The following is a 22,310-nucleotide window of genomic DNA, read 5'->3' as shown; positions in this document are numbered from 1 at the left end:
CTGGTGTTTCAGGTGTTACCGAGAGATCAAGCAGCGCAAGCCGGCGAGGTCAGACCTGCAACGCCGACGATCTGGCAAGCCGTGGTCTTCGAGAGCTTCCAGACGCCGTCTTCGTAGACGAACGAAGCCTGCAGGCCCTGCTGCAGCGGCTGGCCGTTGACGACGATGTTCAGCGAAGCTGCTGCCGTCTCGCTGCCCGTGTCGGTGACCGGGTCGAGGATCTCGACCTGCGCGCCGGCAGCCTTGGCGGCAGCGGCGACCTGGTTGATCAGCTCGGGATCAGCCTCGGCGCCCTGGACGAGGTTGACCTTGTCTGCGGCCGGAACGCTCTCGTCGAGTGCCTGAGCGACCTTGGCGTTGAGCTCAGGGGCGGTCGGCAGAACAACCTCGGACGTGGGTGCCGCAGAGGTGGTGGTCGTGGGCTTCGCCGAAGTCGTCTTGTCGGAGTCTCCTCCGTCTGAACCACACGCGGTCATCGTCAGGGCTGCTGCGATCGCCACGGCTGCAACGGTCATCTTCTGAAGCTTCAACTTCTCAGTCCTATCCATTCGGGTGTTCACATTCGAGCGTCAGTCGAACATCGTGCTTGCTCGAGGATCGTCGACAACATTACCCAACGGTAAGCGGAAAAAGTCTAAGGACATCCTCAGAGAAGGCTGTCGACCGCATCTGCTACCGCGAGCACCTCATCCGATTCGGCGAAGGTTTTGGCTATTCCCGTTCCGCTGGAACGGGTTTCGAAGCGAACGGTGACCACACCGTGCCCGGCGCCCTGCACCCAACCGTGTCCGTATTCTGGATGCTTCACGTCCAAACCGGGGTGCCAGTAGCGCTGAGGCACGCGTGCGGCCACCGGAACGTCGAGTTCAGCCTCATCGAGGGCGCCCGTGAGAGTCTCGACCGGATAGCCGGGAACATCCTGATCCAACTCGGGAAAAAGTGATCCTTGCCGAACGGTGGACAAACCGGCGAATCCCACACCGACCAGGCGAATCGGCCCCAATTCCTGTGGATCGATGACCTGTTTCTGCGCAGTCGCGATGAGGATTTGGCGGTCGATGGTGGCAAACGGCAGCGTCACGGATCGAGTCAAGATACTCATATCGGACTTCTTGAGCTTCAGTACGACGGTGCGAGCAGCTCTTCCGTCCTTCTCCAGCCTGGAAAATGCTGCACGACCACTACTTTCGACGGCGGCGCGCAGTTGCGCCATCGTGACGATGTCTGCGGCGAAAGTGGATTCCGCGCTGATCTGCTTGGATTCGGCACGCTCGGCGACCGGCCGATCGTCGATCCCCTGTGCGAGCCGATGCAACCCCGGTCCGACAGTGGTTCCGAGTATCGACGCCACCTCCGCTATGGGAGTGCGGGCAAACCCTCCGATGGTTTCGATGCCGAGACGCTTGAGCTTTTCCTCGGCAACAGGGCCGATCCCCCAGAGCTTCCGCACCGGCAGTGGATCGAGCAACTCGTGCTGCATCCCGGGAGGAATGACTGCGACGCCGTCGGGCTTTGCCAGTCCCGACGCGATCTTGGCGACCTGCTTACCTGCGCCGGCACCGATCGAGGCGACCAACCCGGTCTCGGCTTTGATCAACGCCCGCAAATCTTCGCAAAACGCGCGGACCTCGTCAGCTCCGACACCGGCCAACTCCACCGGCTCCCCGAAAGCCTCGTCCACCGACAGTTGCTCGAGGATCGGCATACGAAGGCGCAACGCGTCGAACGTGCGTTTACTCAGAACCGAATACAACGACATCCGCGGTGGCAATACCACCGCTCCACCACCGACCATCCGGCGTGCTTGATGCATCGGCATCGCCGAACGCGCACCGAAAACTCTCGCTTCGTAACTTGCCCCGGCCACCACTCCGCGCCCGCCCAAGCCGCCGACCAGCACCGGGCGACCTCGCAGCGTGGGACGGGTCAACTGCTCGGCGGAGGCGAAAAACGCATCCATGTCGAGATGCAGCACCCACCTGCGACTTCGTGTGGGATCACCTTGATTCATCGGGAGTTACGGTTCTCTCAAAAGTAGGTGCAGAATCTACGTCCGCGCCTTCTTCTTGGGCGACTTCTTCTTCGGCAGCGGCAATACGTCGGCAGTCCGTTGAATGAAGGCGTGCAGGTGATCGAGGTCCTGCAACCGTTCCTCCGTCACCCGGTAGTAATCCTTCGCTCCCGGGTACGGCGGAGCCAGATCCGCCTCTGATCCGAACTCCGCACTGACCTCGGTGGGTTTGACGAACAGAACGTCTCCGCAGATCAAGCCCACGATCTTCTCGTCGCAATACAATCCGTACTCGCCGAACATCGCCCTTGCCCGCACGTCGAGCGGTTCCAACTGCTCGAGAATGCGCGCCACGGTTTCCTTGCTCGTACTCATGAGAGCAAACTACTCCGGCACCCCGACATACAGACATTCTTCGGGGAGCCGGAGTAGTTACGGCGGTATTAGACCTTCGTGATCGCGGCGCGGATACCGTCACCGAGATCGACGGCGTCGTCTCCCGCTTCACCCACCGAGAAGGAGGTGGCCAGAACCTCACCGGCGATCAATTCGCGATGACGCTCTGCCCACTCCTTGCAGTCCTGCGGAACCTCGAGCACGACGTTGATCCGGTCCGAGACGTCCAAACCGGCGGCACGACGCGCATCCTGCAACTGACGGATACGGTCCTTCGCCCAGCCCTCGGCTTCGAGTTCCTCCGTCACGACGGAATCGAGTACGACGAGTCCCGCACCGTCGGGCAATGCAGCCGTCGAATCAGGCTCGGCTGCAACCAGTTTCTGCGTGTACTCCTCGGGCAGCAGTTCGATGCCCGCCGCAACCACGACGCCGTCCGCGTTCTCGGTCCAGTCGCCCGCCTTGACCGCCTTGATGACAGTCTGAACGGACTTGCCCAGACGCGGTCCTGCAGCACGCGCGTTGACCGCGATCTCGAAGCGCCCGTGCACGTCGACGTCATCGGTCAGATCGACCTTCTTGACGTTGACCTCGTCGGCAATCAGTCCGAGGAACGGACGCAGACGCTCGGCATCCGGCGCCGCAACCGTGACCTCGGGCAGCGGAAGACGAACACGCAGATTCTGTGCCTTGCGCAGGCTCAGCACCGTGGAGCACACGGTCCGGACGTCGTCCATCGCCGCTACCAGGTCGGGGTTCGCGGGGAGCTCCGACGCCTCGGGCCAATCAGCCAGGTGAACCGAGCGCTCCCCGGTCAACCCGCGCCAGATCACCTCGGACACCAACGGCAACAGCGGCGCAGCGAGACGCGTCACGACCTCGAGCACGGTGTGCAGGGTGTCGATTGCGTCGCGATCCTCGTCCCAGAACCGCGAACGAGACCGTCGCACATACCAGTTGGTGAGTGCGTCACAGAACAACCGAAGCTCGTCGCACGCGCCGGCGATGTCGTTGACCTCGAGGGCCTCGGTGATCACGTCGCGGGTGGTAGCGAGCTTGGCCAGGATGTACTGATCGAGGATGTTCTCCGAATCGGTACGCCACACACCGGATTCCGGCGCGTACAACTGCAGGAAGCTCCAGGCGTTCCACAGCGGGAGCAATGCCTGACGCACACCTTCGCGGATGCCCTGCTCGGTCACGATGAGGTTTCCGCCGCGCAAGATCGGCGAAGACATCAGGAACCATCGCATGGCATCGCTGCCGTCGCGGTTGAACACCTCCTTCACGTCCGGGTAGTTGCCCTTGGACTTGCTCATCTTGAGTCCGTCGTCGCCGAGCACGATGCCGTGCGCAGCAACGGTTTTGAACGCCGGACGATCGAAGAGTGCGGTGGCCAGCACGTGCAGCGTGTAGAACCAGCCGCGAGTCTGCCCGTTGTACTCGACGATGAAATCGCCCGGGAAATGACCCTCGAACCATTCACGGTTCTCGAATGGGTAGTGCACCTGCGCGTACGGCATCGAACCGGATTCGAACCAGCAGTCGAGCACCTCGGGAACGCGGCGCATCATCGACTTCCCGGTCGGGTCGTCGGGGTTCGGGCGGACCAGGTCGTCGATCATCGGGCGATGCAGATCGGTCGGACGCACACCGAAGTCTGCCTCCAACTGATCGAGCGATCCGTAGACGTCCGTACGCGGGTACTGCGGATCGTCCGACACCCACACCGGGATCGGGCTGCCCCAGTAGCGGTTTCGGCTGATGTTCCAGTCGCGTGCACCTTCGAGCCACTTGCCGAACTGGCCGTCACGGATGTGCTCGGGCACCCACGTGACGGCCTTGTTCAGCTCGACCATGCGATCGCGGAACTTGGTGACCGCGACGAACCACGAGGGAACCGCCATGTAGATGAGCGGCTGCCCACTGCGCCAACTGTGCGGGTACGAGTGCTCGATCGTCTCGTGCCGCAGCAGCTTTCCGGCAGCCTTGAGGTCCTTGATGATGACCGGGTTGGCGTCGAACACCATCAAGCCCTCGTACGGCGGAACCATCGAGGTGAACTTTCCACCCGGATCGAGCGGCTGCACGACCTCGATACCGTTGGCCGTGGCGACATCCATATCCTCCTCACCGAAAGCCGGTGCGAGGTGGACGATTCCGGTTCCGGAATCGGTTGTCACGTAGTCGGCCGAAAGCACGACGTGCGCGTTCGGATGTCCGAGGAAGAAGTCGAACGGCGGTGTGTACGACAGTCCGACCAATTCGGCGCCCTTGTGACGGGAAACGACCTCGGGGTCCTCCCCCAGCTCACGTGCGTAATGAGCAACCCGTGCTTCCGCGAGCACGTACCGCTTTCCGTCCTCGCCGAGCACCTGGACGTAGTCGACCTCGGGATGAACCGCAGTGGCCAAGTTGGACGGCAGTGTCCACGGAGTCGTGGTCCAGATGATCGCGTTTGCGCCGTCCAATGGTGAACCCGGAGCGACCAGCGGCATGTCGACCGTGACTGCAGGATCCTGACGCATCTTGTACGCGTCGTCGAGACGAGTCTCTTGATTGGACAGCGGAGTCTGCTCGTACCAGCTGTAGGGCAGCACGCGGAAGCCCTGATAGATCAGGCCCTTGTCGTGCAGCTCCTTGAAGGCCCACATGACGGACTCCATGAAGTCGACGTCCAGGGTCTTGTAGTCGTTGTCGAAGTCGACCCAACGTGCCTGGCGGGTGACGTAGTCGCGCCACTCGTCGGTGTACTTGAGCACCGAGGCCTTGCAGTACTCGTTGAACTTGGCCAGACCCATGACTTCGATCTCGGCCTTGTCCTTGATGCCGAGTTGCTTCTCCGCTTCGAGTTCTGCGGGCAGTCCGTGGCAGTCCCAGCCGAAGCGTCGCTCGACCTTGCGTCCACGCATGGTCTGGAAGCGCGGCACCAGGTCCTTGACGTACCCCGTCAGCAGGTGACCGTAATGCGGCAAGCCGTTTGCGAAGGGCGGTCCGTCGTAGAAAACGAACTCTTCGCTGCCGTCCCGATTGGAAACCGACGCACGGAAGGTGTCGTCGTCGTCCCACTGTTTCAGGACTTTCTGTTCCAGTTCGGGGAACTTGACTCCGGTGTCGGCGGGGACACCGTAGTCGACTTTGGGATACCCGTTACTCGCCATGGCGATCTCCTCGTGCCAGTCGGACTCGGCACGGGGACGACGTGGCGCTTGTGCGCCGACACCGCGGTACCACCCCGTTTGCACCCCGTAGATCCGCGCTTGGATCCCGAGGTGCCACTCGATCGAGCTGTGACGGGCTCACCCGTTCGGTTCTACTGAGTTCTGGGCGCCTGAAGCGACAAGAACCGTTCTTCCGAAAGCTCCCCGGTGATTGCCGGATCACAGCCTGGTATTCGTGTTGGACAGTCTAATACTCGTCCTGGACCTTGTCGGAACTCGCCCTAGGACTTGTCGGGGCCACCCGGCGACTCGCCATGATTTCTCTGATTGTCATCGTTGGCGGTGGCTGCATCGTCGATCGACGAATTCGAGGAACTCTCGACTCGACCGTAAGGCGACGACATTCCGCTGCCCGATGCCGGGTCATCCAACGAAGGAACCGCCTTCCTGCTGGTCAGCGCACTGACCAGCAGGAGGACGGCACCTGCTACACAAATCGCGATACATGCCCACGCCCAGATCAACGACCCTGTGGTCAGGGCGACGATCAGGAGAGCGAAACCAACTCCCGCGAGAACCAACGTCACGACCAGCACGTATCAACCTTTGTCCGGTCCGATAGCTGAGCCGACGGGGCGCTCTCGGTCAGCTGTTTCCCTTGGCGAAGGACGGGCTGTAGGAATCCTGTCCACCGTCGACCGGAACGGCCGAGCCGCGCTGTTCGAGCTCTTCGAGCTGCGATTCCAGGTAGGACTTCAGGCGCACCCGGTACTCGCGTTCGAACGTCTTGAGCTGCTCGATACGGCCCTCGAGGACCGAACGCTGCTGGTTGATGGTCGCCATGATTTCGGTGTGCTTCTTCTCGGCGTCCGCCTTGAGAGCGTCTGCCTTCTCCTGAGCCTGGCGAAGCTGGGTCTCGGAGCGAGTCTGAGCGTCGGTGAGCATTGCCTCCGACTTGTTGCGCGCATCCGCGATCATGCCGTCAGCCTTGCTGCGAGCCTCGCTCATGAGCTGCTCGGAGTTGGTGCGGGCACTGCCGAGCAGCTGCTCGGACTCGGTCTTGGCATCGTTGGTGAGGCGATCCGCCATCTCCTGAGCCAGTCCGAGGACCTTTGCGGCCTGCATGTGGGTGTCGCCACTCTGCGGCGCTGCAACGGCAGCGGCGGCGGGAACCGGCGCTGCAACAGGTGCAGGCTTGGGCGGTTCGACGACCCGAGCGGGCTCCGGCTTGGGCTGCGCTGCGACGGGTGCTGCCTGCTGAGCAGGTGCCGGCGACTTCTTGGCAGCCGCGAGCTCCTGATCCAGCTCACCTACGCGCTGGCGCAGGTCCGCATTCTCTTCGATGAGCTGCGACAGCGCCTGCTCGACGAGGTCGAGGAATGCGTCGACCTCGTCCTCGTTGTAGCCACGCTTGCCGATAGGCGGCTTGCTGAACGCAACGTTGTGCACGTCAGCTGGAGTCAGTTGCGGCATGGAAGGATCCCTTCACGCGTCATTTGGCGGTCTAGCAAGCATTCAGTTGCAACACAGTCTACGTAGTGGCGAACCACTGGATGAGTTATGGCATCCATTCTGGCACACCACTAACTCGGACTGCGCTCAGCGAACAACCGACATCAGGATGATGACGATGAAAAGCAAGACCATGATGGATAGATCCAAGCGAACTCCACCGAGGTTGATCGGGGGGATCAACCTGCGGAGCAGTTTCACCGGAGGATCGGTGATCGTAAAAATGGTTTCGAGAATGACTGCGACCAATCCGGTCGGTCGCCAATCTCTGGCAAACGAACGAACGAACTCGACGATCACTCTGCCGATCAGCAACAGCCAGAAGACAACCAGCACCAGATAGATCACAGAGAGAAGCGCGTCCACACCCTCACTCTGCCTGACTTCTGCGGTGTGTCCAAAACAGACACACCGCAGCAATTCCGGAACCGGTCCGCATCGAGTCCGTCTTGTAACGGCCGGCGATGGGTCCGAATGCGGCGTCCGCCGAGGCGGGCCGCCGTTCGAATGTGCTCACGTCACCCCTGCTCAGGGGCCGGACTGCGGTCGAGACCATCATTTCTGGCTGTAGAAACCCGTCTCGGCGATCCGACGGCGCTCCTCGGCGGAAACGTCGATGTCGGCCGGTGAGAGAAGAAACACTTTGGTGGCTACCTTGTCGAAAGAACCACGCAATGCGAACGCCAGGCCGGCCGCGAAATCGACCAGACGCTTCGCGTCGGCGTTGCTCATGTCGACCAGATCCATGATGACGGGAGTGCCGTCCCGGAACCGCTCACCGATCGTGCGGGCCTCTGCGTAGCTCTGCGGACGCAGTGTCGTGATCTTGGCGAGCGGGCCGCCGTCGTCGACAACCGGCGCACGTCGCGCTTCGGGTCGCTCTGCGCGCGCGTCGACCGCGAGGTTGCCACGGCTTGCCGGGCGCGGCGCCATCGCCGGGCGGCTGCTGCGGCTGGGAACGGTGTCGACGCGGGGCCGGGAATCGTAGCGATCGAACTCCGCGTCCTCTTCGTCACGACGACTGGGCGCGTAGCTCGCCTTCGAGAAGGCAGGTTCGACGAACTCGCGGTCGTCGCGCTCGGCATAGCCGTCGTGACTACGACGGGGTGCGCGGCGAGCCTGATCGGGCTCCTCCACGTATTCGTCCTCGTAGTCATCGAGGGGAACCATGCCGAAGTAAGCCTTGAACTTATGCAGGTTGCTCATTGATCGACCTTCCTTGGCGCGGCGGAATCAATCCGACTGCGACCGGTCGCAGCGGTGTGGACGGGTTGGGCGATCACCTGAGCGATCACCTCGAGATTACTGGTCGTGAGCCGAGCAGTGCGGTTCCGACACGCACGCAGGTTGATCCGTGGCGCACTGCAGCCTCCAGATCGCCGGTCATACCGGCCGAGAGTTCGGTTGCCCGGGGATGCGATTCGAGGATCAAAAGATGTGCCCTGCGGAGGATTTCGAACTGCTCGTCCGGATCTGATCCAAGCGGCGGGACGGCCATCAGTCCCGCGAATTCGAGACCTTCGGCTGATTCGATCCGCTCGGCGAGAGGCGTTAGCTCGCCCGTCGGAACTCCGCCACGCGCGGGGTCTCCGTCGAGACTTACCTGGATGAGCGCCCGGAGCGGCTCCGTGCGCTCACCGTCCGACAAAGCACTCAGCGCAGCCCGATCGAGTGCATCGGCCAGTCGCGCACTGTCCACCGAGTGAATTGCATAGGCCCACTTCGCTACCGATCGAGCTTTGTTGCGCTGCAACTGTCCGATCATGTGCCAGCGAACCGGATCATCGATCGCGCCCGTCTGTGCAGCGCCGTCGAAGTCCGCGACCTTCTCCACTGCTTCCTGCTCACGCGACTCACCGAATTCACGGCAACCCAGTTCGTACAGAATTCGAGCGTCGGACGCCGGAAAGAACTTGGTCACCGGCAGCAGTGCTACGTCGGAAACCTCGCGACCGGCGGCAAGGCAGGCGGCCGCCAATCGCGCCCTCACCGAGTCGAGTGCCGTCGATATTTCTGTCAGCCGCATTTCCGTCTCGCGCATTTCTGCCTAGACGGTTTCCCGCGCTGCGGGCGCTTCCATCCAGATCACTGCAGCTTGACGCCCGGTCAGAGATTCTCGGCGATGACTGAACAACGCGCGATCCTCGATCGTGCACCGCGGGTCCTCGGCGACACCGGACACACCCGCGGCGAGCAACTGCTTACGCAGTCCCGCACGCAGATCGAGCCCCGGCGTGCCCTTCTCGGTGCGAGTTGCACTGCCCGGCAAGTGCTTTTCCACGTCCGCGCGCATCGCAGCGGGAACCTCGTACTGGCGTCCGCTCGCAGCCGGACCGAGGAAGGCGCCGATACGCGAAACGTCCGCGCCCTGACGCACCATCTCCGCGAGGACGCGCGGGACGATACCGATGCGGGCACCGATCCGTCCGGCATGAACGGCCGCGATCACACCGGCCTCCTCGTCGGAGAGCAGAACGGGAACACAATCTGCACTGAGGGTGGCGAGCGCCAGGCCGGGAACAGTGGTGACCAGAGCATCCGTCACCGGAATCACTTCGTCGGTCGGTTCCGTCACGACAGTGACGTTGCGCGAATGGATTTGTTCCATCCACACGAGATGGTCAGGCTCGACGCCTATTTCGCGTGCCAGACGTCGGCGATTCGCATCGACGGCTGCCGGATCGTCTCCGACGTGATCGCCCAGATTGAACGACTCGTACGGTGACGCGGAAACACCACCGGCTCGGCTGGTCACGACGCGGCGAATGCGGGTGCGGGTGGTCGACTTCTCGGTACTCAAGATAAGTGTGCTCACAAACGTCGAAAGTTGTCGTCCGGCTCAGACGTGACCGGACATCCAGTCAAGAACAGGGTACCCAGAAATTCCGGGCACCCTGTTCTCGAAACTGTTTGTAGCCCTACGTCAGCGACGCATGAAGACCGGCACGTCGACGTCGTCGTCGCCCTCGTCTTCCTGGACCGGCGCATGGCGGGGGCCACCGATCGGAGGCAAGCTGCCCGAACCGGTGGTCTCGCGCGCTGCGGAAATCGGCTGCTCGCCAGCAGGTTCGGCGGCCACCGGCGACCGGCCGACCTCACCCGCGCGCCCGGCGCCGATAGCTCCACGTCCCTGCGCGGTCGACTCCACGGGACGACGAGCCGGAGCTCCTCCGTCGAATCCCGCAGCGATGACCGTCACACGAACCTCGTCACCGAGTGAATCGTCGATGACCGTTCCGAAGATGATGTTGGCGTCGATGTGGGCAGCTTCCTGCACCAGCGAAGCCGCCTCGTTGATCTCGAACAGACCCAGATCGCTACCGCCGGCGATCGACAGGAGCACGCCGCGGGCGCCTTCCATCGAAGCTTCGAGGAGCGGGGAATTGATCGCGGATTCCGCCGCCTTGATCGCGCGTCCCTCACCCCGCGAGGAACCGATTCCCATCAACGCACTACCGGCACCGGACATGACACCCTTGACGTCCGCGAAGTCGACGTTGATCAGACCCGGAGTGGTGATGAGGTCGGTGATGCCCTGGACGCCGTTGAGGAGAACCTCGTCCGCGCTGCGGAACGCGTCCATCAGGCTGACGGCCGCGTCACCCAGCTGGAGCAGGCGATCGTTGGGAATGACGATCAGCGTGTCGCAGGACTCGCGGAGCGCCTGGATTCCGGTATCCGCCTGTCCCCCACGACGCTTGCCCTCGAAAGAGAACGGTCGCGTCACGACACCGACGGTGAGTGCGCCCAGCTTCCGGGCGATGCTTGCCACGACAGGGGCACCACCGGTTCCGGTGCCACCACCCTCGCCTGCCGTCACGAACACCATGTCGGCGCCCTTGATGACCTCTTCGATCTCGTCCTTGTGATCTTCGGCTGCCTTGCGACCCACTTCCGGGTCGGCACCGGCGCCGAGGCCACGGGTCAATTCACGACCGACGTCGAGCTTGACGTCGGCGTCACTCATCAGAAGGGCTTGCGCGTCCGTGTTGACCGCGATGAACTCGACTCCCTTGAGTCCCTGTTCGATCATGCGGTTGACTGCGTTCACGCCGCCGCCGCCGATGCCGACGACCTTGATTACGGCGAGGTAGTTGTGCGGGGGCGTCATCGGCTCTCGCCTTCCGTGTCGTGTTTCACGCTGCTTGTCAGTGCTGCTGTCTTTGTTACTGCTGTTTTTGTAGCTTCATGCTTTTCGTGAACAACCCTAAACCTCAACCACAGGGTTAGAGTTATGTCAAGTATTCGATCTGAAACGAAACGCTATGCACCGTCGTCGCGTTCCGCCATTAGGCGCGCCGAGACACACCGAAGTATTTGCTGCGCACTGACGCACGGCTGCACCGTGCGCTATCGGACCGTCGGCAGATCAGGACTGGACACGTCGTACGTCTGCCCCGGTTGGGTCAACAGCGGAAGCGTCACAGCAGCCTTACGATCCGAGTGCTCGACACCGCCCCAGTTTACGACCCGACCGTCGAGCAGAGTCAGCGTGACACTCGAAATCGACCGAGCGGCAACCTCTCCCACCTGAAATCTCAGATCCGGCGGCAACACCGACAACACCTCGAGCGCGGCAAGCGTCGGCTCGTCGTTCCACCCGGGCGTCGGTGTCACCAGACGCGGAACCCCGGGCGGCGGGACGCCCATCTCGAAGTCGACGCCCTTCTCGTCCAGCAGGTGTGCACCCTCAGGTGAGTCGACGAAGACGACCGGTACCCGTTCGGTGACGGTGACGCGGATAGTCGACGGATACATCCGCTGCACACGAGCCGAGGCCACCTTCGGAATCGTCGCCACACGTGCGGCGGCGGCGCCGGTGTCTACCCGCATCAACGGCTGACCGGTCGGTACGGCCAGGAGCGAAAGGATCTGTTCCTCACTGACGGTCGTCGCACCGAGAACTTCGGTGCCCCGGACCGAGAGCACCGGAGACAACCAAGCCGTCAACGCAATTCCCACCACCAGCACGATTGCCAGCGGTGCCACGATCAGCGGTCGCTTGAACCACTTACGAGTCGGTGTGGGTTCGGGAGCCGGCTCCGTCGACCGCGTCGAGTATCGCGATTCGGTGCGAGTACTGCGCCGACGCGTACTGGTGGCTTGTCTGGCTCGAGGATCTCGACGCCCGCGCCGACTTCGTGCGTCGGGTGTCATCGCGGCGCGGGATGCGGCGCCGAACGCAAAGCATCGAGGATCTGTTTGCCGAGCATGGTCACGTCACCGGCACCCATCGTGATGACGATGTCGCCGGGGTGAGCCAACGCCGCCACCTGCTTCGGCGCCTGTGACAGATCCGGTTGATAGTGAACAGGTTTCGTGACCGACTGAGCGACCAGCGCACCACTGACGCCCGGCATCGGCTCTTCGCGAGCGCCGTAGACATCGAGAACGACAACCTCGTCGGCCAAGTCCAGCGCCTGCGCGAACTCCTCGGCAAACGCGGCGGTGCGTGAATAGAGATGAGGTTGGAAGACCACGATCACGCGTCCGGCTGCCGAATTGGTCGACGACGAATCGTCCTCCGGTCGAACCAGATCCGCCGCCGCGCCGAGAACCGCACGAACTTCGGTCGGATGGTGGGCGTAGTCGTCGAACACCCGGACACCACGCTCGCGGCCGGTGAACTGGAACCGGCGGTGTACGCCACCGAATCCGGCGAGCCCCTCGACGATCTCCTCCGTCTCGGCGCCGGCGTCACGGGCAGCCAGTAGAGCCGCAAGTGCGTTGAGCGCCATGTGACGACCCGGCACTGCCATCCGCACGGTTCGCGCGGCGCTCTCGCCCGCCAGGTGGAACTGCAGGACTCCCCCGACGTCGTGCGCATGGAAGCCCAGTAGTCGGACTCCGACCTCGACACCGTCGACAGGCTCGAAGGCGGTGCCCGCCTCCACCTCCTGCGCGTCTGCCGATCCGTAACCGAGTACCCGGATGTCCGAACGGCCCGAGGCCACGATTCGCTTCGCGAGATCCGCCGATCCCGGGTCGTCGAGGCAAGCAATCAAGAGCCCACCCGGACGCAACTTGTCGACAAAATCGTCGAACACCTTCACATACGCTTCGACGCTGCCGAAATAGTCGAGGTGATCGGCCTCGATGTTGGTCACGACGATCACGTTGGGGTCGTACTGGAGCAGCGACCCGTCGCTCTCGTCCGCCTCGGCGACAAAGACGTCACCGCTGCCGTGATGGGCATTCGTTCCCGCTTCGTTGAGTTCGCCGCCAACGGCAAACGAAGGGTCGAAACCACAGTGCTGCAGGGCGACCACGAGCATCGAGGTCGTCGACGTCTTGCCGTGTGTACCCGAAACCAGGAACGTGCGATTGCCCTGCATCAGTGATGCAAGGACAGCCGGCCGAAGAATCACCGGGATTCCGCGGCGAGCGGCCTCGACGAGTTCCGGGTTGTCCTTCGGGATAGCCGCGTGCGTCGTGACGACGACGGTCGGACCACCCGGCAGCAGGTCGAGAGCATCGGCGTCGTGGCCGATCCGGACCTGCGCCCCGCGTGCACGAAGCGCCAGGACTCCTCGGCTCTCCTTTGCGTCCGAACCCGAGACAAGGCCCCCGCGGGAAAGCAGAATTCGCGCGATGCCGGACATACCGGCACCGCCGATTCCGACCATGTGTACTCGCTCGAGGTGGGCGGGCAGCGCGGTCATCGGTTTCCCCTTGCGTTTTCCTGGACGGCGTTTTCCTTTGCCGCGATGTCGAGCACGATCCGTGCGATCTCGGTTGCCGCGGTGCGGTGCCCGACGTTGGCAGCACCACTGCTCATCTTGTCGAGGCGCGCGCTGTCGCTCAGCATCGGGACGACGGTACCGGCGACGAACGTCGGCGTGAGCTCGTTGTCGGAGACGATGATCGCACCGCCCGCTGCGACAACGGGTTTCGCGTTGAGTTCCTGCTCACCATTGCCGTGCGGCAACGGAACGTAGACGGCCGGTAGTCCGACCGCCGAGACCTCGGCGACCGTCATCGCGCCCGAACGACAGATCGTCGCGTCGGCTGCGGCATACGCGAGATCCATCCGCGAAAGATAAGGAACAGCCACATACGGTGCCGTCTCCGAGTACTGCGTGACCTCGAGGGAGTTCTTGGGTCCGTGTGCGTGAAGGACCGAGATCCCGGCCTTCGCCAGTTCTTCCGCTGCTCCGGACACCGCGTCGTTGAGCGACTTCGCGCCTTGCGATCCGCCGAAGACGAGCAGAACGGGACCGTCCTGAGGCAGTCCGAAGTACTCGCGAGCTTGCGAGCGGAGTCCCGCTCGATCGAAATTGGCGATCGACGCGCGAACCGGGATGCCAACGATCTCGGCGTCCTGATCGCCGCGGTTCTTCACTCCGGAACCCGGAACAGCGGCAAGCACCCGCGTCGCCAGGCGAGCACCGATCTTGTTCGCGATACCGGCACTGGCGTTCGCCTCGTGGATGACGATCGGAATCTTGCGCCGGCGCCGAAGAACACCACCACGTGCGGCAAGATACGCCGGAAGCGCGACGTAACCACCGAAACCGACGATCACGTCGGCGTCGACGGAATCGAGTACCTCGCGGGTCTTGCGCACCGAGGCGAGGATGCGTGTCGGCAGTTTGACGAGATCCATCGTGGGCTTGCGAGGAAGCGGAACCGGCGGAATGAGCTCGAGCGTGTACCCGCGAGCCGGCACCAAGGTGGTTTCGAGACCACGCGCCGTCCCGAGCGCAGTGATTCTGGTGTCGGGCGCAGCGGCCTTGACCGCGTCCGCGACAGCAAGTGCGGGTTCGATGTGACCAGCCGTGCCTCCCCCTGCCACCACTACCGACAGAGCCGATTTGTTGCCGCTCACCTACGAATTCCTCGCTCTCGAACTTCTCGTGGATCTTGTGCCCTACGTGTCGGCGCCTGCCGACGCTGACCATTCTGCCCTCCCGCGGTGCGCTTCCGTGACCCAGCGGCCGCACCTCGGTTGGAATCCGAGGAAGGGCGAGCACCTTGATCTGCCCGCTTGCGTCGATCGCCCGTCTCGATCGCGCGCCGGCCGTCGCGTCCGCGTGCCGGTTCGATCTGCCGTGCGGGCTTCGGTCGACGGATCGGCCGGCCCCCTGACGGCGGGTGGTACAGCACGGGCTTCGGCAGTCTGAGCAACTTCGAGATCTTGCCGTCCTGCCCGGAGTTCAGAGCGGCAACTGCTTCGGGCTCGTGGCGCGCTGCATTGGCGATGACACCGAACATGAACAATGTGATCGCCAAGGACGAACCGCCGGCGGAGACCAAGGGCAACTGGAGTCCGGTCACCGGCAGCAGTCCGATGACGTAACCGATGTTGATCATTGCCTGGCCGACGATCCAGGTAGTTGCAGTGGCCGACAGGAGCCGCCAGAACGGATCGATGCTGCGGGCTGCGATCCGCAATCCCGTGTAGACGAATACAGCGAACAAACCGATCACCACTGCGCAGCCGACAAATCCCAACTCTTCGCCGATGATCGCGAAGATGAAGTCGTTGTGCGCGTTGGGTAGGTAGTTCCACTTGGCGACGCTCTGACCGAGTCCGCGTCCGAAAAGGCCCCCGTCGGCGAGCGAATACAAAGCCTGCTTGGCCTGATAGTTGTTGCCCTGCAGGTCGTCGCTCTTGTTGAAGAAGGCTTGAACTCGATCGGAACGATAACCGGCCGTCATCGCCAGCACGCCCGCCACGACGACGCCCGTCACCGCGATCGAGCCGAAGAGCTTCAGTGGCAGCCCACCGAACCACAGCAGGGCCCCGACGATGATTCCCAATGCGATGGTCGTACTGAGGTTCGGTTGCGCGACGACCAGCGCGAAGACCAGCATTGCTGCGGGCACGAGCGGAATCAGGATCGACTTCACGGATCGGTCGTCCGGCCGCCGCGAAGCCAACAGATGGGCGCCCCAGATCGCCAACGCGACCTTCATGATTTCCGAGGGCTGCACCGAGAACCCGCCGACGTTGAACCAGCGACGCGCGCCCTGCGCTTCTGTGCCGATTCCCGGAATCAGGACGAGTACCAGCATGATCAGCACGACGACGAACAGCGGAAACGAATACTGCCGGAGCACTCTCGCCGGGATCCGCAGCGCGACGTAGAAGAGCACAGCTCCGAGAATCGCGAAGATCAACTGCTGGGTGAACAACGAATACGCCGAGCCACCGGACACGTACTGCTCGACGCTCGACGCCGACAGAACCATCACGAGCCCCAAGACAGTCAACATCGTGGCAATCGTCACCACCAGGTGGAACGACGCCAACGGCCGCGCCAACCAGGCACCGATTCGGGTCTTGGGACCCTTGGTCATAGCAAGTTCCCGGCTTGGCCAGGCGAATCCGTGAACGGATCGGGTAATGCGGCTACGGCGGCGGCGAAGCTGTCACCACGATGTCCGTAGCTGGCGAACATGTCCAAGGACGCGGCGGCCGGGGCGAGTACAACTGCATCACCGGGGGACGCCAACTCGGCAGCTTCGATTACCACTGCGGCCATGACGGCATCCGCGTCGGCACCCGACGGCAGCCGGATGGTGAGAGTCGAGTTGCTGCTGTTTTCGCTCACCACTGCATCGTCCCCCGACATCACGTGCACCACGGGAACATCGGGTGCGTGTCGCGCGAGCGCGTCCTCGATCACACCAGCGTCACGCCCGAGAAGGACAGCGCCGGAGAGTCGAGGGCCGACTTCGCTCACCAATTGGTCGACGCTGGCTCCCTTGAGCAGACCGCCTGCAACCCAGACGACGCGATCGTGCGCGAGTATCGACGGTCTGGCTGCGTGCGGATTGGTGGCCTTGGAGTCGTCGATGTACACAACGGACCCGACACGGCCGACCAGCGCCCCTCGGTGTGGGCCGACCTTGTGTGCGGCCAGACCGCGTTCGACGACGTCTGCCTCGAATCCGAGTGCCCGCGCCAAGGCGGCGGCGGCCAGCGCGTCCATGACGCCTGCCGGGCCGGCGGGATCTATCGACGCTGCTTCGGCCAAGCGGACGTGATCGCCGAATGCGTTGTCCACGAGGTGTCCCGCTTCGACACCCAGTTCCCCTTCGCCCGGTTCACCCAATCTGAACCCGGTGACAATGTCTGCAGTTGCGCGAGTTCCCAGTTCGGAAGCGATCGCGTCATCGAGGCCGACCACCGCGACCTTTCCGCTCAGCGCCCGCGACTTGGCCTCGGCGTACGCGCTCATTCCGCCGTGCCAGTCGAGGTGATCCTCGGCGACGTTGAGGACCACGCCGGCATCCGGACGCACCGAAGGCGCCCAGTGCAATTGGAAGGACGACAGTTCGACAGCGAGGTACTCCACGCGCGGCGACGTCTCGGCGAGTGCGTCGAGTATCGGCAGCCCGATGTTTCCGCAGGCTCGGCCGACAACTCCAGCGGCGTCGAGAATCGAGGCCAGCATCGACGTCGTCGTGGTCTTTCCGTTCGTCCCCGTCACGACGAGCCATTTACGGGGTGTGCCGAAGTGCCCGCTGTGGTCGACGCGCCAGGAGAACTCGACGTCTCCCCAGATGGGAATCCCGTGACCGGCGGCGGCTGCAAGGATCGGTGCATCCGGCCGAAAGCCCGGACTGGTGACGACGAGCCCGTACTCGGTGATCGAATCCGGAGCATCCTCGATCGAGGTGGTGGTCACCATGTCCGCGCCGAGCTCCGCGCAGCGCTCCGCGAAGTCCAAGGTCGAATCGGCGACCGTCACGACAGCACCGAGGGCGACGAGAGGCTCGATAGTCGCTTGACCGGACACCCTCCCTCCGGCGACCAGCACGCGCGTACCGCGAAGCCAGGACAGATCATTCTCGGAAGCCGCTGAGCTGGTCATGGTTTTCAGCCTCCGAGCGCTGCGAGGTATTCGCTGTAGAAGAGTGCCAATCCGATAGCCGACGCAATAGCTGCCAACAACCAGAATCTGATGATCACCGTGGTTTCAGCCCACCCGGCAAGTTCGAAGTGGTGATGGAACGGCGCCATTCGGAAGACCCGCCGTCGGCTGGACCGGAACACCGCTACCTGGATCACCACCGACGCGGCCTCCGCGACGAACAGTGCACCGATGACCACCATCAACAGTTCCGTGCTGGTGGTGATCGACAATCCGGCGAGCATGCCGCCGAGGGCAAGAGAACCGGTGTCGCCCATGAAGATCTTGGCGGGTGCGGCATTCCACCAGAGGAAACCGATGCACGCGCCGGCGCCGGCCGCGCAGAGCACCGCGAGATCGAGCGGGTCTCGGACGTCGTAGCAACCCTTACCGGGATTCGTCTCGCACGAGTAGCGGAACTGCCAGAACGTGATGATGACGTAGGCGCCGAGAACGAAACTCATCGCTCCGGCGGCCAATCCGTCGAGGCCGTCGGTCAGGTTGACGGCATTGGACCAGGCGCTGACCAGTAGGTAGCAGAAGGCGATGAAGACCACGGAACCGAGTGAGACGGTGGCGATGTCGCGGACGTACGACAGATGAACACTGCCCGGAGTCAGCCCGTCGTCACCGCGGAACTGAAGGGCCAGGATTCCGAAGGCAATGGCAGCGACGAACTGGCCGACCAGCTTCGCTGTCTTGTTCAGTCCCAGATTGCGCTGCTTGCGGATCTTGATGAAGTCGTCGAGGAAACCGACTCCACCGAGCGCGGTGGTCAGACCGAGAACGAGTAGGCCGGACGCCGACGGTCCCTCCGCGTTGTCCATGCCGAGACCGATGAGGTGTGAGCCGAGATAGCCGGCCCAGATTCCGGTCAGGATCGCGACGCCGCCCATCGTGGGAGTGCCGCGCTTGGCCTGGTGACTGGCTGGACCTTCGGTTCGGATCTCCTGCCCGAAACCTTGTTTCGAGAACGCCTTGATCAGGATCGGCGTGAGCATGATGGAGACCGCCAGCGCGATGCCTGCGGCGAGAAGAATCTGGATCACTGCGAATCCCCGCCGTTCTCGCCATCGGTGTTCTCGCTGTCGGTGTTCTCGCTGTCGGTGTTGGGCGTTGCAGCCAGTATCGCTTCGGCGACCGTCCACAGTTCCACCGACTTGGACGCCTTCACCAGGACGAGATCGCCCGGTTCGAGTTCCGCTTCGAGAATGGCGATTGCCGCAGCTGCGTCGGGCACGACGACGGACTCGTCACCCCACGACCCCTCCATCACTGCTCCTTGATGCATCGCACGCGAGGTGCGGCCCGTCCCGACGACGATCAACTTGCTGACATCGAGTCTGACGGCCAGGCGACCGATCGCGTCGTGCTCGACAACTGATTCCGGTCCGAGCTCACCCATCTCTCCGAGCACAGCCCAGCTACGGCGACCGAAGTGCCGATCCGATCGCGCCATGGACACCAACGCTTTGAGCGCAGCGCGCATGGAATCGGGATTGGCGTTGTAACTGTCGTTGACGACGGTGACGCCGTCGGCGCGCTCGGTGACTTCCATCCGCCTCGCGGACGCTGCCTTCGTGCCCTCGAGGACACGCGCGATGTCTGCAACCGCGAGGCCGTTCTCGAGTGCGACGGCCGCCGCGGCCAGGGCGTTGCTCACGTGGTGTTCGCCGTGAACGGCCAGGCGAATACGTGCAGAACCCTGTGAACAGTTCAGTGTGAAGGAAGCCCTGGCCTGGTCGTCGACAACCACGTCGGTCGCCCGAACGTCGCAGTCTTCGGACTGACCGACGAATACGATCCGGGCCTTGGTTCGACTCGCCATTGCGGCGACCATGCGGTCGTCGGCGTTGAGGACCGCAACTCCACCGTCGGCTGCCGACGGGAGTGCTTCCACCAGTTCACCTTTGGCGACCGCGATCGCTTCACGCGAACCGAACTCACCGAGATGGGCAGTGCCCACATTGAGAACTACGCCGATCTTCGGCGGCGCGATCTTCGTCAGTTCGCCGACATGACCGACCCCACGGGCCGACATCTCGAGAACGAGGAAGCGGGTCCTCTCGTCGGCGCGGAGCACTGTCCACGGCAGACCTAATTCGTTGTTGAACGACCCGGGGGGCGCAACCACCTCGCCGCACTCGCGCAGCAGCGCTGCTATCAGATCCTTGGTCGAGGTCTTGCCGGCAGAACCGGTGACTCCGACAAGCGTCAGTCCACCATCGGTCGGTGCGCCGTTAGTTGCCAGTTCGTCGACGACGGCTCGGGCCAGAAGGCCGAGGGCATGCAGGACCGCGGCTCCGGACCCGTCGGTGTCGTGTTCGAGCAGCATCACTGCACTGGGACCGTCGTTCGGCACCGATGGAACGACGATTGCCGGAACTCCGACCGGCCGCGCCGCGAGCACCGCCACAGCGCCCGCTGCCACCGCCGCTTCCGCGTGATCATGACCGTCGACACGCGCTCCGGGTAGGGCGAGGAAGAGCCCACCTGGAGCTACTTTGCGCGAATCGAATTCGACGGTTCCAGTCACCTGCGTCGACGAATCGTCGACGTCGTGCAGGGTTCCTCCGACGATCTCGGCGATCCGAGAGAGCGTCATCGGGATCATTGCTTGCCTCCATGTGCTGTGTTGATCGCGAATCGGCCGATCATTTCGCCCAACACCTCGCGGTCGTCGAACGGGTGTTTGACCCCGTCGATTTCTTGACCTACTTCGTGGCCTTTGCCTGCCACCAGGACGACATCTCCTGGCTGTGCCCACCGGACTGCTTGCTCGATCGCGGCGGCCCGGTCCCCCACTTCGCGAACCTCGCCGCGTTCGGATTCGAGCACGTCCATGGCGCCTTGCATCACCGAAGCGCGAATCTTCGCCGGATCCTCGGTGCGTGGGTTGTCGTCGGTGACGATCAGCAGGTCTGCGCCTCGCGCACCCGCTTCACCCATGAGTGCCCGTTTGCCGGCGTCGCGGTCACCGCCCGCACCGACCACCACGGCCACTCGGCCGGGAACCTGGTTGCGCAGCGTGGCGATCACGGCTTCGAGCGCTGCCGGCTTGTGGGCGTAGTCGACCACGGCGAGAAAGCTCTGCCCCCGGTCGATCCGCTGAACTCGCCCCGGGACGTCCACGGTCCCGAGCGCTCGAACAGCCGCGTCCGGGTCGAGTCCCGCAGCAAAACTGACGGTCAACGCCAGCGCAGCGTTGGCCACGTTGTATCGCCCGGGGAGACGAAGTGAGACTGGCCACGACTGTCCATCCGGCCCGACCAACTCGAAGGTCTGCGAGCCGTCCTCGGCAACCTCGACTGCGCCGACCGTCCACTCGGCCTCGGCCGTCGAGGTCGAGACCGTGGTCACCGCGTCGCTCTCGTCGGTCGCGGCCAACTCGGCCATCCGTCGACCCCACACGTCGTCGACGCAGACGACGGCATGCTCGGCTCGCACCGTCGACTCAGGATCGAACAACCGAGCCTTGGCCTGGAAGTACTCCTCGAAGTCCCGATGGAAATCCAGGTGGTCCTGCGAAAGATTGGTGAACGCGCCGATGTCGAAGCGGATGCCGTCGACGCGTCCGAGAGCAAGAGCGTGACTGGAGACCTCCATGACGACGGTATCGATCCCCTGCTCTGCCATCACGGCGAACAGAGCATGCAGTTGCGGAGCTTCCGGCGTGGTCAGAGCGCTGGGCACCCGGCGGCCGTCGATTCGAGTCTCGATGGTCCCGACCAGGCCGGGCTTGCGGCCGGCTCCGGCAATCGCAGCTTCGAGCAAGTACGACGTCGTGGTCTTGCCCGATGTACCGGTAATCCCGACGACCTGCATCTTCTCCGAGGGCCGGCCGTAGATTTCCGCGGAGATCTCACCGAGCACATCCCGCGGGTTCGGATGAACGAGAACTGGGACGGACCGGTCAGGCGCCTTGTCCGCGGCCTCGATCAGTTCGAGGCCGGCCTCGTCGGTCAAGATCGCGGTCGCACCGCGCCCCAGAGCGTCGACGGCGAACTGAGCGCCATGGGTCCGTGCACCGGGCAGAGCGGCGAAGAGGTCATCGGTCACGATTCCCTGCGCACGCAGGTCGACGCCCTTGACGACGACCTCCGAGGACTGTGATCCCGGTTGCCCCACCCATTCGAGGCGAGCCCCGGACAGTTCGGAGAGCGCCGTGATCGCGGTAGCAACCGGTTGTGTCGGACGCGTCCCGGGAGCGCCGTCCGAGTTCGACGATTGCAAACGATTCGGCACTGTCACTCGACTCCTGGCAATTGTCGTTGTTCTATCGCGGTCGTTGTCTATGGCGGTCGTTGTCTATGGCGGTCGCAACGCAAGCAAAGTTCGGCGCACTGCGATGAATGAGGTTACTGCGAC

General features: G+C 63.5%; 19 protein-coding genes. All 19 read right to left on the bottom strand.

Going from position 1 to position 22,310, the window contains the following annotated elements; all coding sequences use genetic code 11:
• Positions 1–26 precede the first annotated feature (26 nt).
• Positions 27–530 carry a hypothetical protein gene (locus ASU23_RS32430; protein ID WP_047270137.1) on the bottom strand — a complete coding sequence of 168 codons (504 nt, stop codon included), beginning with the start codon at positions 528–530 and terminating at the stop codon, positions 27–29.
• A gap of 116 nt (positions 531–646) precedes the next feature.
• Complete coding sequence (locus tag ASU23_RS32425) at positions 647–2,011, bottom strand: DNA polymerase IV (protein WP_058039460.1); 1,365 nt, start codon at positions 2,009–2,011, stop codon at positions 647–649.
• Between the two features lie 36 nt (positions 2,012–2,047).
• Positions 2,048–2,386, bottom strand: a complete 339-nt coding sequence (locus ASU23_RS32420; RefSeq protein ID WP_021344556.1) for a TfoX/Sxy family protein — start codon at positions 2,384–2,386, stop codon at positions 2,048–2,050.
• A gap of 68 nt (positions 2,387–2,454) precedes the next feature.
• Positions 2,455–5,568, bottom strand: coding sequence for an isoleucine--tRNA ligase (gene ileS, locus ASU23_RS32415; RefSeq protein ID WP_058039515.1), 3,114 nt, complete (start codon positions 5,566–5,568; stop codon positions 2,455–2,457).
• 281 nt (positions 5,569–5,849) lie between these two features.
• Positions 5,850–6,164 carry a hypothetical protein gene (locus ASU23_RS32410; protein ID WP_007733197.1) on the bottom strand — a complete coding sequence of 105 codons (315 nt, stop codon included), beginning with the start codon at positions 6,162–6,164 and terminating at the stop codon, positions 5,850–5,852.
• 49 nt (positions 6,165–6,213) lie between these two features.
• Complete coding sequence (locus ASU23_RS32405; protein ID WP_003941722.1) at positions 6,214–7,041, bottom strand: DivIVA domain-containing protein; 828 nt, start codon at positions 7,039–7,041, stop codon at positions 6,214–6,216.
• A gap of 126 nt (positions 7,042–7,167) precedes the next feature.
• On the bottom strand, positions 7,168–7,446 hold the full coding sequence (locus ASU23_RS32400; protein WP_003941780.1) for a YggT family protein: 279 nt from the start codon (positions 7,444–7,446) through the stop codon (positions 7,168–7,170).
• A 189-nt stretch (positions 7,447–7,635) separates the two neighbouring features.
• A complete protein-coding gene (locus tag ASU23_RS32390) occupies positions 7,636–8,286 on the bottom strand; it encodes a cell division protein SepF (RefSeq protein WP_003941752.1) in 651 nt (216 codons plus the stop codon).
• An 85-nt stretch (positions 8,287–8,371) separates the two neighbouring features.
• On the bottom strand, positions 8,372–9,121 hold the full coding sequence (locus ASU23_RS32385) for a YggS family pyridoxal phosphate-dependent enzyme (protein WP_030537030.1): 750 nt from the start codon (positions 9,119–9,121) through the stop codon (positions 8,372–8,374).
• A 6-nt stretch (positions 9,122–9,127) separates the two neighbouring features.
• Complete coding sequence (gene pgeF / locus ASU23_RS32380) at positions 9,128–9,895, bottom strand: peptidoglycan editing factor PgeF (RefSeq protein ID WP_058039459.1); 768 nt, start codon at positions 9,893–9,895, stop codon at positions 9,128–9,130.
• 108 nt (positions 9,896–10,003) lie between these two features.
• On the bottom strand, positions 10,004–11,191 hold the full coding sequence (ftsZ, locus tag ASU23_RS32375) for a cell division protein FtsZ (RefSeq protein WP_003941788.1): 1,188 nt from the start codon (positions 11,189–11,191) through the stop codon (positions 10,004–10,006).
• Between the two features lie 239 nt (positions 11,192–11,430).
• Positions 11,431–12,237, bottom strand: coding sequence for a cell division protein FtsQ/DivIB (locus tag ASU23_RS32370; RefSeq protein ID WP_003941781.1), 807 nt, complete (start codon positions 12,235–12,237; stop codon positions 11,431–11,433).
• On the bottom strand, positions 12,234–13,742 hold the full coding sequence (murC, locus tag ASU23_RS32365; RefSeq protein ID WP_030537033.1) for a UDP-N-acetylmuramate--L-alanine ligase: 1,509 nt from the start codon (positions 13,740–13,742) through the stop codon (positions 12,234–12,236). The genes ASU23_RS32370 and murC overlap by 4 nt, the downstream gene beginning before the upstream one ends.
• Positions 13,739–14,908 carry an undecaprenyldiphospho-muramoylpentapeptide beta-N-acetylglucosaminyltransferase gene (gene murG / locus ASU23_RS32360; RefSeq protein WP_003941767.1) on the bottom strand — a complete coding sequence of 390 codons (1,170 nt, stop codon included), beginning with the start codon at positions 14,906–14,908 and terminating at the stop codon, positions 13,739–13,741. Before murG ends, murC begins: the two co-directional genes overlap by 4 nt.
• Positions 14,905–16,383, bottom strand: coding sequence for a putative lipid II flippase FtsW (gene ftsW, locus ASU23_RS32355; protein ID WP_007730088.1), 1,479 nt, complete (start codon positions 16,381–16,383; stop codon positions 14,905–14,907). The genes murG and ftsW overlap by 4 nt, the downstream gene beginning before the upstream one ends.
• Entirely contained in the window at positions 16,380–17,903 is a 1,524-nt protein-coding gene (murD, locus tag ASU23_RS32350; protein ID WP_054827536.1) for a UDP-N-acetylmuramoyl-L-alanine--D-glutamate ligase, read from the bottom strand. The genes ftsW and murD overlap by 4 nt, the downstream gene beginning before the upstream one ends.
• A 5-nt stretch (positions 17,904–17,908) precedes the next feature.
• Positions 17,909–18,991 (bottom strand): phospho-N-acetylmuramoyl-pentapeptide-transferase, encoded by a 1,083-nt coding sequence (gene mraY / locus ASU23_RS32345; protein WP_003941699.1) that lies wholly within the window; start codon positions 18,989–18,991, stop codon positions 17,909–17,911.
• Positions 18,988–20,556, bottom strand: coding sequence for a UDP-N-acetylmuramoyl-tripeptide--D-alanyl-D-alanine ligase (gene murF / locus ASU23_RS32340; RefSeq protein WP_050655309.1), 1,569 nt, complete (start codon positions 20,554–20,556; stop codon positions 18,988–18,990). The genes mraY and murF overlap by 4 nt, the downstream gene beginning before the upstream one ends.
• Complete coding sequence (locus ASU23_RS32335; protein WP_058039514.1) at positions 20,553–22,187, bottom strand: UDP-N-acetylmuramoyl-L-alanyl-D-glutamate--2,6-diaminopimelate ligase; 1,635 nt, start codon at positions 22,185–22,187, stop codon at positions 20,553–20,555. Before ASU23_RS32335 ends, murF begins: the two co-directional genes overlap by 4 nt.
• Between the last annotated feature and the right edge of the window lie 123 nt (positions 22,188–22,310).

The organism is Rhodococcus sp. KB6 (genome assembly GCF_001445685.1).
GTDB classification, from domain to species: domain Bacteria; phylum Actinomycetota; class Actinomycetes; order Mycobacteriales; family Mycobacteriaceae; genus Rhodococcus_F; species Rhodococcus_F qingshengii.
This window is presented reverse-complemented; position numbering and strand designations above follow the sequence as displayed.